Origin of the sequence: Caballeronia fortuita, assembly GCF_001544835.2 — a bacterium.
GTDB lineage: Bacteria > Pseudomonadota > Gammaproteobacteria > Burkholderiales > Burkholderiaceae > Caballeronia > Caballeronia fortuita.
This window is the reverse complement of record NZ_FCNX02000001.1, coordinates 277,179-292,244: the sequence shown is the minus strand read 5'-3', so window position 1 is coordinate 292,244 and position 15,066 is coordinate 277,179. Positions and strand designations below refer to the sequence as shown.

Below are 15,066 nucleotides of genomic sequence, written 5' to 3'. Positions count from 1 at the left end.
CCGGTCCTTCAATTCCTGCGACGCGCCCCACGGGTTTCCCCGCGACGACTCGTTGGCGCGAATGGTTCGCCAGGTTGATCCAAACGCCGAAACGGAAATTTCTTGTGGAATGGATTTAACTCGTCCAGTCCCCCACCCCAGGTCTCTCGCACGAAGGCTTTCTGTAGCAACGTCCGATCGATACTTGGCTGGTTCGCAGCCAGCATAAGTTCGAAAGCCCCCGTGGTGAGCCGTCTGACGTATCCGATTAAGCCGTTGGTCGCCATATAGATCCGGTGAGCGGTTTCCGGCTCAGCAAATCCCGAGCGCCGCTGACAGGGAAGCATTTCATCCAAGGTGTTCAGTATCGTCCGGAACTCAAGCTCGTCGCTTTCGTGCTCGATTGAAAACGGCAAAAGTTCTATACGAGCCGAGAATCGGCGCCGGAGTTGCTCGTTCAACGCGAGAATCGCTGTCGATCGTGGTAGACCCATTAGCAGGCACGGTATCCGCGCATCTTCCACAAAATTCTTGAGCCAATCTGCCACCGATTGCGGCGAATTGTGAGAGCCATGATCGAGGAAATGTTGAAGCTCATCGACGATGAGCATCTGCACCTGACACTGACGCATCAGCGTGAGTGCCCGTAGCCTCTTCACTTCAGCGGTGCCAAGGCTCGCCAGTGGGTCACCGAGCGCAACAAGCATTGCCTGCGCCAAGCTCTTCAACGTCGGTGACGTTGGCGTTTCGAGGACAAGAACTGGCTTGATGCGGACACCATCGCTTTCTGACTCTGGCAATATGGATCGGATATAGCGCGCTACCCATGTCTTTCCCGTACCGGACTCGCCGACGAGAAACGTATGACGTGGATCAGCCCCATTTCGAGACAAGTCAAGGACGTGCTTCAAGCGATCAACTACTGTCGCAAACTGCCGATATGGAATAAGAATGCGCTCTACTTCCCTCACTCGGGCGTAGTCGTCATTGTCAAAAGGTCGCTCACTCATGGCCGCACCTTGCCGTTCGGAGATCCTTCGAGCAACAGCGCGGTAAGCTTTGGTAACTCAGACACAGGTACGGCGGGAAACAGCTTGTTTCTTTGAGTCTCCGGCTTTGTGCGCGCTGTCTCAGTCGGAGCGACAAATATGTCCGCCGCCTCCGTTCCTATACCCCGCCATGCCGCGCTCCTTTGTCGCTGCCGTTGTGATTTGCTCAGCGCAAACTCAGAGACCAGTGCCCTTATTTCACTCTTCGCCTGCGCAAGAGCGCTTTGGTCAACCAGCCCCTTTCCGGTTTCGCGTGCCCGAGCACAAAGCAAACGGTGTTGCTCCCGCGTTAGGGCGGTTGCGTAATCCTGATCAAGAGCCGGCACAATGAAAGGGATCTTGGTATCCGGATCGATGACCGCAATCCGAGAGATATCATCGAAGTATGAAATGACATCGACCTTGACTCGAGGTCCGTGTTTGCTGCGGATTTGCAGAAGAGCAGGATCGTTGTAACGCAAGTTATCGAGTTCAATACCTTGATGAGACAAGGTTCGTGTGTGCGTTTCACCGATTGTGATATCAATGTCCTCGATACTTGATGGTAGTGCAGGCGGAAAACGCTCCGCACCCGTAACCCATTTTTCATGCGGCGTCGTCTTGATTCCCCGATGGAGGGAGTGAGCGTAGACATCAACGATCCAGCGAGTCAGAACATGCAGTAGCTGATCGTAAGTGATCAATGCTTGTTCCTGCGGGTCGTAATCTTCCCGGTGAAACCATCGAGCGAAACTCGTTCCAGGCAACGCATGCGCAAACTGAAAATTTAACGTCTTCAGGAAACGTTCAACGGCACCTTTGAACCATGGCTGGCGTTTAGGGCAGAATGTCACGATCATTCCCAGCTCGAATGCAACCCTCTTGAGTTCGTCGCTGTGAAATTCCAAGCCGTTATCGCAGACAAGCTCCCGAATTTTCCCGTGGCACGGCCAGTCGTGTTGAAGATCGGGATAGCACCGCAGCACAGCGTGAACTGAAGGCCCTTGAAATCCAACGTGCATACCGACCGGCATCCTCGAATAGCGATCAAGTGCAACCGTTACCGTCGGACGGCCCAAAGGTAGGTTTGTCCTCTCGTCGATTACAAAGAGATCTAATGGCGAGTGGTCAATTTCGACACGCTCCAGGATCTGTTCGACATGCACGCCGGCGCCACTTGTGCGGAAGTTGATATTGGCTACGCGTTTGCCGCGTCGATGCACGGATACATCGTATGCGTCGCGCGAATGGATCGCGCGATGTACTGTGGACAGGCTCGGCATTGGGACTTTCTCCCTCTCGCTGCGAAATTCATTTTCACGATCTACCCGGTAGCGAAGGTCAGAGTACACATCGTTCGCGGAAGCACGCTCTCGCGTCATGTAAATAGAGTCGATCGACTGCTGCAGCAAATTCAGGCTCGAAAGAGGTAACCTGCTGCCGCCTCCTCGACGATCGAATCGATCGATCAACGCTCGGTTGTCACCACCTGCGCGCGAGACACTACGAGCCCATCTGTAGACGCTAATAGGGCTTGGCGGATGAGAGTCGTTCAGTTCCCTCGCACATTCTTGAATTAACGGGGCGAGTACAGCGGGCGTCGAGACTATCGGCCCTCGAACGAGCAGCATGTCCAAGTACTTCTTTTTTCGGAGAGCCTTTCCTCTAACGCGATCGGGGAAGGTTGATAGCGGACGCCCGAGTCGTGACTGCGCTGGATCGCCGATATTCGTTGCCTCATTCAGAAAGCGCAGGTGGCCAGATTGATATTGCTTCTGCAACTCGGTAGTTGACGTCACTGTTATTGCACCGGTGGACGCCGCTACCAAGTGCGCTAGTCCGTCGGCCGTGAGATGCACGATCCTATGATCTTGATCATCCACTACGATGGACACCCCAACTTTAAAAATATAGTTCTTCATCGTTCGGCTCGCGGATTTGAATGGACAAGGCGGTCGATTCACTCAACGGCTGACGCAGATCGCAGGTCAGCAGATCTTGAGCAAGGAACTGCCAAACTGCTGCGGTGGAACCGAGACGAGCGCTCGCACGTTCAACCGTCAACAATTGCTCACCAAGGAGCGGTGCGACAGCCAGCCTTCGTTGTAAGCCGGACAACGGTTTGCTTAGGTACGGGAATAACGTGTTTAGATTAGACAGGAGTGAGCCGCTCCGAATCTGAGTGTCCGTCAGGACGCGAAACCGTACGCCGAGTTCGGAAAAATGTTCCCCAATGCACCGCAGCCGCCTTTCTTCGTCTGGCGCGAGCGCTTTTTCTTGTGGTTTGACCTCAATGAGGAGCACAGCGCCGCTGGCCAGAGTAAGCTCAAAGTCCGGTGTGTACTTCCGCGTTCTTGCTTCGAACGAGTAATAAATCGAGTAGGGTTGTTCGCGATAACTGACGACTCCGCGAGAGAACTCGAAGAGAAGCAATGCATCACGCTCGATCAATGACTCGAACGCGACTGCTCTGCCTGATTTTCGGGAAGGAAAACGGCCGCGGAAAATCCCACCGGTAGGCCGGACGACTCGTCGTGCGGGGTTGTGATGAATCCCCTGCCTAGCCGTCGGCATGACGGCGGCATGCGGTTTGTTTTGCATGATTCGCTCCGCTTGCAAATTAAAAGGGCGCATTAAACCCTCTCGACTTGCGAGATCAGAAAAAATTGGGCGCAAAAACTTGACCGCAGGCGGGGGATTGACGATACTTCGATTGTCGATGTCGGGTAGCGTCAGCTCCCACCAGCGGGGCAAGCTTCTAATATGGGGTTTGCTCCGTTTTTACATTCTGCCCTCCGTTTTCTTCTCGCCGCAAACACACGCGGCGAGCACAGTCCTGCTTTAAATTAGCATCTTTTTCCGATAAAGACGTTATTTTATTGATTATCGGCACGCGGTCAACGTTTATTGCAGTATTTCTCTACTGCGAACCGGCGGTTTTTATTGAAATCCGCAACATATTGAAATTTATAGTGAATTTCTAATCATCTGATATTCGGCCATTTTCACTAGTGCAATGTGCAATATTTATTGCATTAACTTGTTGGTTTTATTGAGGTGGTGGCGCCACAAAATAAAATAGCCCGGAAGACATGGAACGTCGACCGGGCTACAACATTGATCCAATTTTTCACGAACGCTGAGAAATGGTTTTCATCTCAGTGACATGTTTTTCACTATCTCTGACAACCTACACCCTCAAACATCAATATTCCCCGCCCGCAACGCATTACTTTCGATAAACGCTCTCCGCGGCTCGACATCATCGCCCATCAGCGTCGTAAAAATCCCATCCGCTGCAATCGCGTCCTCGATCTGCACGCGCAAGAGACGTCGCACGCTCGGATCCATCGTCGTTTCCCAGAGCTGCTCCGGATTCATCTCGCCGAGACCCTTATAGCGCTGCTTCGAAACATTGCGCTCCGCATCGGCGATCAGCCACTTCATCGCGCTCTTGAAGTCCGTCACCGCCATCGACCGCTCGCCGCGCTTGATCAACGCACCTTCGCCGATCAAGCCCTTGAACGTATCCGCCGTCGAAACGAGCTGCTTGTAGTCCGCGGTAAGTTGGAGGTCTTCATCGAACACGGTGACCTTCACGTTGCCATGATGACGCCGCTTGACATGCAGCGAGCGCAGTTCGCGCACTTGGTCATAAGCCGCTTCCACCGTCACTTCCGGCTTGAGCGGATCGGCACGCAGACGCTCTTCCAGACGCTTCGCCGATGCCTCCGCCGCTTCCTGCGACGACAGATCGAGCGTCACGCCATCCATCACCGCTTCGAGCGCAGCCGCATCATAAATGCGGCTGAGACGATCGACGACCGCCTGCGCCAGCAAGTACGCGCGCGCCAGTTCGCCGAGAGCATCGCCGGAAATCGGATCGGCGCCTTCGGTCGCGATCAGCTCCGAGCCCTGCAACGCGAGCTTCAACATATGCTGATTGAGCTCGTGCGCATCCTTCATATACCGCTCGTCCTTGCCCGCCTTGATCTTGTACAGCGGCGGCTGCGCGATATAGATGTACCCACGCTCGACGATCTCCGGCATCTGCCGATAGAAGAACGTCAGCAGCAGCGTGCGAATGTGCGCGCCGTCGACGTCCGCGTCGGTCATGATGATGATGCGGTGATAGCGCAGCTTGTCGAGGTTGTAATCGTCCTTGCCGATGCCGCAGCCGAGCGCCGTCACCAGCGTTACGATCTGCTCGGAAGAAATCAGCTTGTCGAAGCGCGCCTTCTCCACATTCAGCACCTTGCCGCGCAGCGGCAAAATTGCCTGGAATTTACGATCGCGCCCCTGCTTCGCCGATCCGCCCGCCGAATCCCCCTCGACGATATAAATCTCCGATTTCGCCGGATCCTTCTCCTGGCAATCCGCAAGCTTGCCCGGCAAACCGATGCCATCGAGCACGCCCTTGCGACGCGTCATCTCGCGCGCCTTGCGGGCGGCATCGCGCGCGCGCGCGGCATCGACGATCTTGCTCGTGATGATCTTCGCGTCGCTCGGCGTTTCCTGCAGATAATCTTCGAGCGCCTTCGCGACGATTTCCTCGACCGGCGCGCGCACTTCCGACGACACGAGCTTGTCCTTCGTCTGCGAACTGAACTTCGGCTCCGGCACCTTCACCGACAGCACGCACGACAAACCTTCGCGCATGTCGTCGCCAGTCGTCTCGACCTTCGCCTTCTTCGCGATGTCGTTATCGACGATGTACTTGTTGATGACGCGCGTCATCGCCGCGCGCAAGCCCGTCAAGTGCGTGCCGCCGTCGCGTTGCGGAATGTTGTTCGTGAAGCAGAGCACGCTTTCGTTGAAGCTATCGTTCCACTGCATCGCCACTTCGACGGTCACGTTCTCGCGCTCGCCGACCGCATGAAACACGGTCGGATGCAGCACCTGCTTCGCCTTGTTGATGTACTCGACGAAGCCCTTCACGCCGCCCGCGAAAGCGAAATCGTCTTCCTTGCCGGTGCGCTGATCCGTTAGGCGGATACGCACGCCGTTGTTGAGGAACGAAAGCTCGCGCATGCGTTTCGCGAGGATGTCGTAGTGAAATTCGACATTGCCGAAGATGGTCGCATCGGCGAGGAAATGCACTTCCGTGCCGCGATTTTCCGTATCGCCGACAACCGGCATCGGCGAATACTGCACGCCGTCTTCTTCGATGATCTCGCGGTTCTGCACGACGCCGCGCGCGAATTCCATGAAGTGCTTCTTGCCGTCGCGGCGCACCGTGAGGCGCAGCCATTCGGAAAGCGCGTTCACGCACGACACGCCCACGCCGTGCAGGCCGCCCGACACCTTGTAGCTGTTCTGGTCGAACTTGCCGCCCGCGTGCAGTTCCGTCATCACGATTTCGGCGGCGCTGCGCTTCGGATCGTGCTTGTCGTCGCGCTTGAGGCCAGTCGGCACGCCACGGCCGTTGTCGGTCACGGAAATCGAGTTGTCCGCGTGAATGACGACGTGGATGTCGTCGCAATAGCCGGCGAGCGCTTCGTCGATGGAGTTGTCCAGCACTTCGAAAACGAGGTGATGCAAACCGGTGCCATCCGACGTATCGCCGATATACATGCCCGGCCGCTTGCGCACGGCCTCCAGACCTTCGAGGATCTGGATGGACGAGGCGCCGTAGCTGTTGTCAGGCTTGTTGTCGGGTTGCGAATTTGTGTTTTCAGTCATGGAGATTTTCCGGTTCTGCGTCACTGCCTGGGTTACTGCTCGAACTTTTCAAAACACCTTAAAAACGCCAAAGGGGCGCGCCGCCCCTTGGAGTGTTTTTGGTATTGACTGCGTCAGATGCGCATCGGCATCACCACATACTTGAATTCCTCGTTCTCGGGAATCGTGATGAGCGCGCTGGAATTGGCATCACCGAGGCTCACCTTGAGCGTGTCGACCTTCAGATTGGCGAGCACGTCGAGCAAATACGTGACGTTGAATCCGATATCGACGGTGTCGCCCTGATAAGCGATCTCCAACTCTTCCTGCGCCTCTTCCTGGTCCGCGTTGGTCGACATGATCTTGAGCTGGCCCGGCTCGACGAGGCAGCGCACGCCCTTGAACTTGTCCGACGTCAAAATGGCCGCGCGCTGCAGCGAGCGCTGCAATTCTTCGCGGCCGATCTCGAACGTGTTCTTGTGCGACTTCGGAATCACGCGCTGGAAGTCGGGGAACTTGCCCTCGACGAGCTTCGACACGAGCTCGACCTGACCGAAGGTGAACTTCACTTGCGTCGCGGCGATATCGATATTCAATGAATCGTCGATGTCTTCGAGCAGGCGCTGGAGTTCAAGGATCGTCTTGCGCGGAATGATGACTTCCTGGCGCGCGAACGAACCTTCGATCTTCATCGACGAGAACGCGAGACGGTGGCCGTCCGTCGCGACCGCCATCAGTTGGTCGCCGTCCACCACGAGCAGCATGCCGTTCAGGTAGTAGCGAATGTCCTGCTGGGCCATCGCGAAATAGACCATGCCGAGCAACTGGCGGAACGTTTTCTGCGGAACCGAAAGGCTCGCGCCGAAGTCTGTAGCCTGGTTGACCGTGGGAAATTCGTCGGCGGCGAGCGTCTGCAGCGCGAAACGGCTCTTGCCGGAACGCACGGTGAGGCGCTTGTCGGAGAGGTCGAGCACGACTTCACCCGGCGGCATCGCGCGAAGAATGTCGAGCAGCTTGCGCGCGGCGACCGTGGTGGCAACCTGGTCGCTGCCGACGCCGAAGTCGGCGCGCGTCGTGATCTGGAGTTCGAGGTCGGTCGAGAGGAACGACACATCGGCGCCGTTCTTGGTGATGAGCAAATTCGCGAGGATTGGCAACGTATGGCGGCGTTCTACGATGCCGCTCACGGTTTGCAGCGGCCTTAGAAGATTATCTCGTTCGGTCTTGACCAGTTGCATAGAGTTCCTTCGTTGATGTGACGGCCTGTCCGCCGGTTTCGCCACCAGATTTGCCCGACGGACAACCTCGTAACACGCGTTGCCGGCCCCCCGCCGGTCACTCGCGAAAACTGCGCTCGAATGCCGCCCAGGCCACGGACGGCTAAACCTATATTGTGCCTCAAAACGGAACCGCTCCCTAAAAATGGGGACGTTTTCGTTAAAAAACAGGCTGGCGGGCGCAATAAATGACGCGTGCGTTCTTCGCCGCGCGTCACTCGGACGTTCAGCCCTTCAGCGTCTGTTCGAGCACGTGCAGTTCGTGATTCAACTGCGCATCGGTGCCGCGCTCGGCAGCGATCTTGCGCACCGCGTGCAGCACGGTCGTGTGATCGCGTCCGCCGAAAAGTTCGCCGATCTCGGGCAGGCTCTTCTGCGTCAGCTCCTTCGCCAGATACATCGCGATCTGGCGCGGGCGCGCAATGTTAGCCGGCCTCTTTTTCGAATACATGTCGGCGACCTTGATGTTGTAGAAATCGGCCACCGTCTTCTGGATGTTCTCCACCGAAATCTGCCGGTTCTGCACCGTCAAAAGGTCTTTGAGCGCTTCCTTGGTCAGTTCGATCGTGATGTCGCGGCCATGGAACTTCGAATACGCGAGGATCTTGCGCAGCGCGCCTTCGAGCTCGCGCACGTTCGAGCGCAGATGCTTCGCGACGAAGAACGCGACGTCCTCCGACAGACTCACGCCTTCGGACTGCGCCTTGCGCATGAGAATCGCGACGCGCATCTCCAGCTCGGGCGGCTCGATCGCAACCGTGAGGCCGGAGTCGAAGCGCGAGATCAGGCGATCGTCGATGCCCGAGATTTCCTTCGGATACGTGTCGCTCGTGATGATGACCTGCGCCTTGTTCGCGACGAGCGCCTCGAACGCATAGAAGAATTCTTCCTGCGTGCGCGACTTGCCGGAGAAGAACTGAATATCGTCGATGAGCAGCAGATCGAGCGAATGGTAGTAACGCTTGAAGTCGTCGAAAGCCTTGCGCTGATACGCCTTCACGACGTCGGACACATACTGTTCCGCGTGGATGTAGCGGATGCGCGCGCCGGCCTTGTCCATCAGCAATTGATTGCCGATGGCGTGAATCAGGTGCGTCTTGCCGAGGCCCACGCCGCCATAGAGAAAGAGCGGGTTGTACGAAATGCCGGGGTTGTCGGCGACCTGGATGGCCGCCGCGCGCGCGAGCTGATTCGCCTTGCCGGTGACGAAGTTGTCGAACGTCAGCACAGGGTTCAGTTTCGAGCGCTCGTAGGCGGAATCGGTTTCACCCGCAGCCGACGGCGCGCCGCCCGGACGCCACGTGCGCCGGCCCGCGGCGGCTTCGTTCGCGTCGAGACTGGGGAGATCGAGATCGGCCTGGTCTTCGTGCGTGGCCTGCGCCTGCTGCGCGGCTTCGGCGGCGAGCGCGTTGATGTGCGCGGTGGCGTTCGCATGCGCGACGACCGAAGGCGCCCGAGGCACGGCCGCCGACGGCGCCGGCGCGCGCGGCGCGACGGACGCGCTCGCGGTTGCAATCGGGCGTGGCGCGGCGCTCGGGCCGCCGCCGATAGCGTTGCGCGCGGTCGCTTTCGGATCGAGGACGAATTGCACGTCGATGGGCGCGCTGAAGAAGTCGCGCGCGACATCGGCGATGCGGCCCGAGAACTGGCTCTTCACCCAGTCGAGCTTGAAGCGATTGGGAGCGGCGATGCGCAGGGTGTTCGCGTCGGCATCGAAGTCGACCGGGGTCAGCGGCTTGATCCACGTGACGTACTGCTGCGGCGTGAGTTCACGCGCGAGCAGTGCGGAACAGTGTTCCCAGAAATCGTTCATCGAATGCGGTCGTTATGGTTGCTCCGCACCTGCGGGCCGTGCTTGCCGAACGTTCGGACAAGTCCCGGCACGGCCGAGCAGGGATGCTCCGGAGGCTTACGCCGCAAGGGTTTGCGGGCGGACGGCGGGCCGAAGCAGCGGGCGGATATTTGGGAGTAAGGCGAGATTCTAACGCCAAACGAGGGCAGCGCGCGAGTTATCCACAGGGTCAAATCAGCCCGCCGGACGGGTCGCGAATCGCGTCGATTACATGCTCGATGGCGCTAAACTATTGACGGTCAATAGGAAAACGGTTTAAATAGCGGGTTCCGCGAAAACAGAATTCCTGAACCTCCGGCCATCGCGCTTGCAGTGACCACACTGGAGCCTTAGCCCGCGCGGTCAATTTACTCAAGTGAGAGCACCATGAAACGTACTTACCAACCTTCCGTTACCCGTCGCAAGCGCACCCACGGCTTTCGCGTTCGCATGAAGACCGCTGGCGGCCGCAAGGTCATCAACGCTCGCCGCGCGAAGGGCCGCAAGCGCCTGGCAGTTTAAGTCCGCCGAGTGTTCGCTCGCGGTTGGATGTTGCACTCGACGGCGAGCCGCTCACGCGCCGCACAGAAGTCTTGAGACAGGACATCGTTCAGTTGCCGGCGCAGGCTGTGTTCCCCAAGGCCGCAAGGCTGCTGAAAACGGATGAGTTCTCATCCGTTTTTCGTTTGCGCCCCTGGCGCCGTTCGCCGCATTTCGTTCTGTACGGCAAGCCGTCCGGGAAGGAAGCGAGGCTCGGGCTGGTGATCGGCAAGAAGCAGGCGCCGCGCGCCGTCACGCGCAATCTGATCAAACGGCTTGCGCGCGACGCGTTCCGGCTGCGGCGCAGCCAGTTGAACGGATTCGACATTCTCGTGCGACTGCACGCGAAGATCGACCGCCGCGCGATGCGGAGCGCGAGTTCCCCGCCGCTGCGGGCGCTCGTCGGCAGCGAGCTGGAAGCATTGTTCGACCGTGCCGTGCGCGAAGCCGCGCGCCGCAGGGCCGAAACCGTGGCGGCGCCCGCCGTCGACGAAACATCCGGCCCGTCAGGGTCATGAAGCGCGGATTGCGCCGGACTTGCCTTCGATGGCAACTCGGGCGTGCGGCGCGAAGCTTATGCAAACGGCACTCATCGCGTTGTTGCGCTTCTACAAGCTTGCTGTGAGCCCTCTGCTCGGCAACCGGTGCCGCTTTTATCCCTCCTGTTCCGACTACGCGCGCGAAGCAATCCAGTATCATGGCGCCGCGCATGGCACGTATCTCGCCGTGAAGCGGCTGTGCCGCTGCCATCCCCTTTCGGCCGGCGGCGTCGATCTCGTGCCGCCTCCCAACGCAGAAGAATCGAGCGCGGAAGCCAAAGGCTCCGGGCAAGACAAGCTTTCAACACTAAACGGCGCTGAAGCGCTTTCCGATCGACACTGAGACAACGCATGGATATCAAACGCACCGTCCTATGGGTCATCTTCTTCGTGTCAGTTGTCCTGCTGTTCGACAACTGGCAGCGCGACCATGGGCGCCCGTCGATGTTCTTCCCGAGCGCGACGCAACCCGCCAAGACCGCCAGCAACCCGGCACCGGGCACAGCCGCATCCGGCGCGCAGCCGTCCGAGCTGCCGAACGCGCCTGCGGGTACGGCCGCTCCCGGCACTTCGACGCCGCCCGCCACGGCGCAAGCGCAGCTCGTCAAGTTTACGACGGACGTGTATTCCGGTGAGATCGACACGCGCGGCGGCACGCTCTCGAAGCTTTCGCTGGTCAAGGAAGGCGACGGCAAGCAGCCCGACCTTTACATCACGCTCTTCGATCACACCGCTAATCACACGTACCTCGCGCGCACGGGCCTGCTCGGCGGCGACTTCCCGAACCACAACGACATCTTCACGCCGGTTCCCGGCCAGACGTCGCTGACGGGCGACGAGAAGACGCTGAAGATCGCGTTCGAATCGCCGGTGAAGGGTGGCGTGAAGGTCATCAAGACCTACACGTTCACGCGCGGCAGCTACGTGATCAACGTCGATACGAAGATCGAGAACGTCGGCGCCGCGCCGGTCACGCCGAAGCTCTATATGGAACTCGTGCGCGACAACACGCCGGTCGAGACGCCGCGCTTCTCGCACACGTTCATCGGGCCGGCTGTCTACACGGATCAGAAGCACTTCCAGAAGATCGATTTCTCCGATATCGACAAGAACAAGGCATCGTTCGAACCGTCTTCGGACAACGGCTGGATCGCGATGGTGCAGCACTACTTCGCGTCGGCGTGGATTCCGCAGCAGGGCGTGAAGCGCGACATCTACGTGCAGAAGATCGATCCGGATCTGTATCGCGTCGGCGTGACGCTGCCCGCGCAGACCATCGCGCCGGGACAGGCCGTGAATGTCGATGCTCGTCTCTTCGCCGGTCCGGAAGAAGAACGCATGCTGGAAGGCATCGCGCCGGGTCTGGAACTGGTGAAGGACTACGGCATGGTGACGATCATCGCCAAGCCGCTCTTCTGGCTGCTCGAGAAGATTCACAGCTACGTCGGCAACTGGGGCTGGGCGATCGTGCTGCTCACGCTGCTCATCAAGGCGGTGTTCTTCCCGCTCTCGGCGGCGAGCTACAAGTCGATGGCGCGCATGAAGGAAATCACGCCGCGCATGCAGCAGATTCGCGAGCGCTTCAAGAGCGATCCGCAGAAGATGAACGCCGAACTGATGTCGCTGTACAAGACCGAGAAGGTCAATCCGTTCGGCGGCTGTCTGCCGGTGGTCGTGCAGATTCCGGTCTTTATCTCGCTGTACTGGGTGCTGTTGTCGTCAGTGGAAATGCGCGGCGCGCCGTGGATCGGCTGGATTCACGATCTGTCGCAGCAGGACCCGTATTTCATCCTGCCGGTCCTGATGGCCGTCTCGATGTTCCTGCAGACGAAGCTCAATCCGACGCCGCCGGACCCCGTGCAGGCGAAGATGATGATGTTCATGCCGATCGCGTTTTCGGTCATGTTCTTCTTCTTCCCGGCCGGTCTCGTGCTGTACTACGTGGTGAACAACGTGCTGTCGATCGCGCAGCAGTACTACATCACGCGCATGATGGGCAAGGGCAAGAAGAAGGTCGCGTAAGCGCTTCTGCTGGTTCTTCGGATGCGGAAACGCCCGGCTATGGCCGGGCGTTTTGTCTTGGGGATGGGAAGTTACCGCTTCATCGACCCATAGAACTGCTCGATGAGTTCCTCGAGCAAATACCGATGATGCGGCGACAGCGCCTCGATCTTCGTCGCCAGCTCGAGCGTTTCTTCTGACGCGGGATACTGCTCGTCGCGTGCGAGTGGCTTGGGCGTCACCTGTGGCATGCCGCTCGGCGGCGGCCCGTAGTGCAGCCAATGCTGATCGACCTTGAACCATTCGGCGAGCGTCTTCAGCTTGTCGACGGTTGGAATCGACCGCGCGGTAAGCCACTTGTGCGCCGTCTGCGGCGAAACCGGTTCGCCTCGATAACGCAGATTGAAATGCAAAGCGAGATCCGTCGCGCCGCGCATCTTTTCGGGCGCGCGAGTCATCGAAAATTTGAGCCGTTCGGAGAAATCGGCTTTTTCTTGTGGTGTAGGCATGGCTGGATTGTGCGAGGCAATCGCTGCTTACCAGTCAACCAACTACGCTATAAATGGCGTGTTTATGAAGTTTTTTATCTTAAATACGGGTTCGATTTGATTGCCTTTTGGCAACATACCGATGCCGCTGCGCGTTTCACCGCAACGCCCTGAACTGACTTGACTCAAAAATTTACTCTTCCGGCGACAGTCTAGCCGTTTATCTCAAAAAAGATAACTTCTAATTGCTTGGAGACTGCGCACGCCGCGGCCCGATACAGACGCCGCGATACAATGCCCGCACTTCGAAACCATCCCATCGCGCCATCGTCATGCTGAGCAACGACACCGATCCGATCGTCGCAATCGCCACCGCGCCGGGGCGCGGCGGAATCGGCGTCGTGCGTCTGTCGTTCGGCCGCGCGGGCGAAGCCGCCGCGCACAAGGCGATGCATGCGCTGTGTGGCCAGGCACTCCTGCCGCGTCACGCGAGCTACGTCCCGTTCATCGATGAGAACGGCGAGGCGCTCGATCGCGGCATCGCCCTTTATTTCCCCGCGCCGCACTCCTACACCGGCGAGCATGTGCTCGAACTGCAGGGCCACGGCGGCCCGATCGTGCTGCAACTCGTCTTGCAGCGTGCGATCGAAGCCGGGCGCGATTTCGGTCTGCGTCTCGCCGAGCCCGGTGAATTCACGCGTCGCGCCTTTCTCAACGACAAGCTCGATCTCGCGCAGGCGGAAGCCGTCGCCGATCTGATCGAAGCAAGCACGGAGGCGGCCGCGCGCTCGGCTGGCCGATCGCTGGAAGGCGCGTTCTCGCGCGAGATTCACGCGTTGGTCGAAGACGTGATCACGCTGCGCATGCTCGTCGAAGCGACCTTGGATTTCCCCGAAGAAGAAATCGACTTCCTCGAAGCCGCCGACGCGCGCGGCAAGCTCGCGCGTATCCGCGAGCGGCTGGGCGCGGTTCTCGCCGACGCTCGGCAGGGCGCGCTTTTGCGCGAAGGCTTGTCAGTCGTGCTCGCGGGTCAGCCGAACGTAGGCAAGTCGTCGCTGTTGAACGCGCTCGCGGGCGCGGAGCTCGCCATCGTCACGCCGATAGCCGGCACGACGCGCGACAAGGTCGCGCAGACGATTCAGGTCGAAGGCATTCCGCTGCACATCGTCGACACGGCCGGGCTACGCGAGACGCAGGACGAAGTGGAACGTATCGGCATCGAACGCACGTGGGGCGAGATCGAGCGCGCCGACGTCGTTTTGCATCTGCTCGATGCGCGCGAGGGCGTGACGCCCGAAGATCGGACGATCGCGGCGCGCTTTCCGGCGGGCGTGCCCGTCGTGCGAGTCAAGAACAAGACGGACCTGGCGGGCACGCCATCAACCGCGCGCGATGGCGAGGACGGCGCGCGCGAAGTCAACTTGTCGGCGAAAACCGGCGAAGGCATTTCGCTGCTGCGCGATGAACTGCTGAAGATCGCGGGCTGGCAGGCGGGCGCGGAGAGCGTGTACCTCGCGCGCGAGCGTCATCTGATCGCGCTGCGCGAGGCGCGTGATCATCTCGCGCTCGCTGCCGAGCACGCCGATCAGCATTCGCAAGTGCTCGATCTTTTCGCCGAAGAACTGCGGCTCGCACAGGACGATCTCAACGCGATCACGGGCGAATTCACGTCCGATGACCTGTTGGGCGTGATTTTCAGCCGCTTCTGCATAGGCAAATGAT

12 protein-coding genes are annotated in these 15,066 nt (G+C 59.1%); 5 read left to right on the top strand and 7 right to left on the bottom strand.

All coding sequences use genetic code 11. The features are described from left to right. Nucleotides 1–8: 8 nt before the first annotated feature. The 6 genes from AWB77_RS01385 to dnaA all read right to left on the bottom strand — a co-directional run bounded on the left by AWB77_RS01385 (nt 9) and on the right by dnaA (nt 9,758). Nucleotides 9–989 carry a TniB family NTP-binding protein gene (locus tag AWB77_RS01385; RefSeq protein WP_061132596.1) on the bottom strand — a complete coding sequence of 327 codons (981 nt, stop codon included), beginning with the start codon at nt 987–989 and terminating at the stop codon, nt 9–11. Further along, nucleotides 986–2,929, bottom strand: a complete 1,944-nt coding sequence (locus tag AWB77_RS34960; protein WP_082852557.1) for a TnsB C-terminal domain-containing protein — start codon at nt 2,927–2,929, stop codon at nt 986–988. Before AWB77_RS34960 ends, AWB77_RS01385 begins: the two co-directional genes overlap by 4 nt. Then, nucleotides 2,910–3,608: a TnsA endonuclease N-terminal domain-containing protein gene (locus AWB77_RS01370; protein WP_157694718.1), complete on the bottom strand. Its 699-nt coding sequence runs from the start codon at nt 3,606–3,608 to the stop codon at nt 2,910–2,912. The genes AWB77_RS34960 and AWB77_RS01370 overlap by 20 nt, the downstream gene beginning before the upstream one ends. Before the next feature lie 597 nt (nt 3,609–4,205). Beyond that, nucleotides 4,206–6,689, bottom strand: coding sequence for a DNA topoisomerase (ATP-hydrolyzing) subunit B (gene gyrB / locus AWB77_RS01365; protein WP_061133111.1), 2,484 nt, complete (start codon nt 6,687–6,689; stop codon nt 4,206–4,208). A 113-nt stretch (nt 6,690–6,802) separates the two neighbouring features. After that, nucleotides 6,803–7,906 carry a DNA polymerase III subunit beta gene (dnaN, locus tag AWB77_RS01360; protein WP_061132592.1) on the bottom strand — a complete coding sequence of 368 codons (1,104 nt, stop codon included), beginning with the start codon at nt 7,904–7,906 and terminating at the stop codon, nt 6,803–6,805. 265 nt (nt 7,907–8,171) lie between these two features. Then, a complete protein-coding gene (gene dnaA, locus AWB77_RS01355) occupies nt 8,172–9,758 on the bottom strand; it encodes a chromosomal replication initiator protein DnaA (RefSeq protein WP_061132591.1) in 1,587 nt (528 codons plus the stop codon). 405 nt (nt 9,759–10,163) lie between these two features. Here dnaA and rpmH point away from each other — a divergent pair, with 405 nt between their 5' ends. From rpmH to yidC, 4 genes are read left to right on the top strand one after another with little or no spacing between them, the layout of a single operon-like run. Then, nucleotides 10,164–10,298: a 50S ribosomal protein L34 gene (gene rpmH / locus AWB77_RS34115; RefSeq protein ID WP_006998755.1), complete on the top strand. Its 135-nt coding sequence runs from the start codon at nt 10,164–10,166 to the stop codon at nt 10,296–10,298. A gap of 23 nt (nt 10,299–10,321) precedes the next feature. After that, nucleotides 10,322–10,834, top strand: a complete 513-nt coding sequence (gene rnpA / locus AWB77_RS01350) for a ribonuclease P protein component (RefSeq protein WP_096031074.1) — start codon at nt 10,322–10,324, stop codon at nt 10,832–10,834. A gap of 58 nt (nt 10,835–10,892) precedes the next feature. Then, entirely contained in the window at nt 10,893–11,198 is a 306-nt protein-coding gene (gene yidD / locus AWB77_RS01345; RefSeq protein ID WP_061132590.1) for a membrane protein insertion efficiency factor YidD, read from the top strand. 8 nt (nt 11,199–11,206) lie between these two features. Beyond that, on the top strand, nt 11,207–12,877 hold the full coding sequence (gene yidC / locus AWB77_RS01340) for a membrane protein insertase YidC (RefSeq protein WP_061132589.1): 1,671 nt from the start codon (nt 11,207–11,209) through the stop codon (nt 12,875–12,877). Between the two features lie 71 nt (nt 12,878–12,948). On the opposite strand, the gene AWB77_RS01335 is transcribed toward yidC, so the two are convergent. Further along, complete coding sequence (locus AWB77_RS01335) at nt 12,949–13,365, bottom strand: hypothetical protein (protein WP_061132588.1); 417 nt, start codon at nt 13,363–13,365, stop codon at nt 12,949–12,951. A 311-nt stretch (nt 13,366–13,676) separates the two neighbouring features. Here AWB77_RS01335 and mnmE point away from each other — a divergent pair, with 311 nt between their 5' ends. Continuing rightward, nucleotides 13,677–15,065 carry a tRNA uridine-5-carboxymethylaminomethyl(34) synthesis GTPase MnmE gene (gene mnmE / locus AWB77_RS01330; protein ID WP_061132587.1) on the top strand — a complete coding sequence of 463 codons (1,389 nt, stop codon included), beginning with the start codon at nt 13,677–13,679 and terminating at the stop codon, nt 15,063–15,065. The last annotated feature ends 1 nt before the right edge of the window (nt 15,066 follow it).

Coding starts and splice junctions, on each gene's coding strand:
- dnaN (WP_061132592.1), bottom strand. CDS start 7,906: ATGCAACTGGTCAAGACCGAACGAGATAATCTTCTAAGGCCGCTGCAA.
- rpmH (WP_006998755.1), top strand. CDS start 10,164: ATGAAACGTACTTACCAACCTTCCGTTACCCGTCGCAAGCGCACCCAC.
- AWB77_RS34960 (WP_082852557.1), bottom strand. CDS start 2,929: ATGAAGAACTATATTTTTAAAGTTGGGGTGTCCATCGTAGTGGATGAT.
- AWB77_RS01385 (WP_061132596.1), bottom strand. CDS start 989: ATGAGTGAGCGACCTTTTGACAATGACGACTACGCCCGAGTGAGGGAA.
- dnaA (WP_061132591.1), bottom strand. CDS start 9,758: ATGAACGATTTCTGGGAACACTGTTCCGCACTGCTCGCGCGTGAACTC.
- AWB77_RS01335 (WP_061132588.1), bottom strand. CDS start 13,365: ATGCCTACACCACAAGAAAAAGCCGATTTCTCCGAACGGCTCAAATTT.
- yidD (WP_061132590.1), top strand. CDS start 10,893: ATGCAAACGGCACTCATCGCGTTGTTGCGCTTCTACAAGCTTGCTGTG.
- gyrB (WP_061133111.1), bottom strand. CDS start 6,689: ATGACTGAAAACACAAATTCGCAACCCGACAACAAGCCTGACAACAGC.
- mnmE (WP_061132587.1), top strand. CDS start 13,677: ATGCTGAGCAACGACACCGATCCGATCGTCGCAATCGCCACCGCGCCG.
- AWB77_RS01370 (WP_157694718.1), bottom strand. CDS start 3,608: ATGCAAAACAAACCGCATGCCGCCGTCATGCCGACGGCTAGGCAGGGG.
- yidC (WP_061132589.1), top strand. CDS start 11,207: ATGGATATCAAACGCACCGTCCTATGGGTCATCTTCTTCGTGTCAGTT.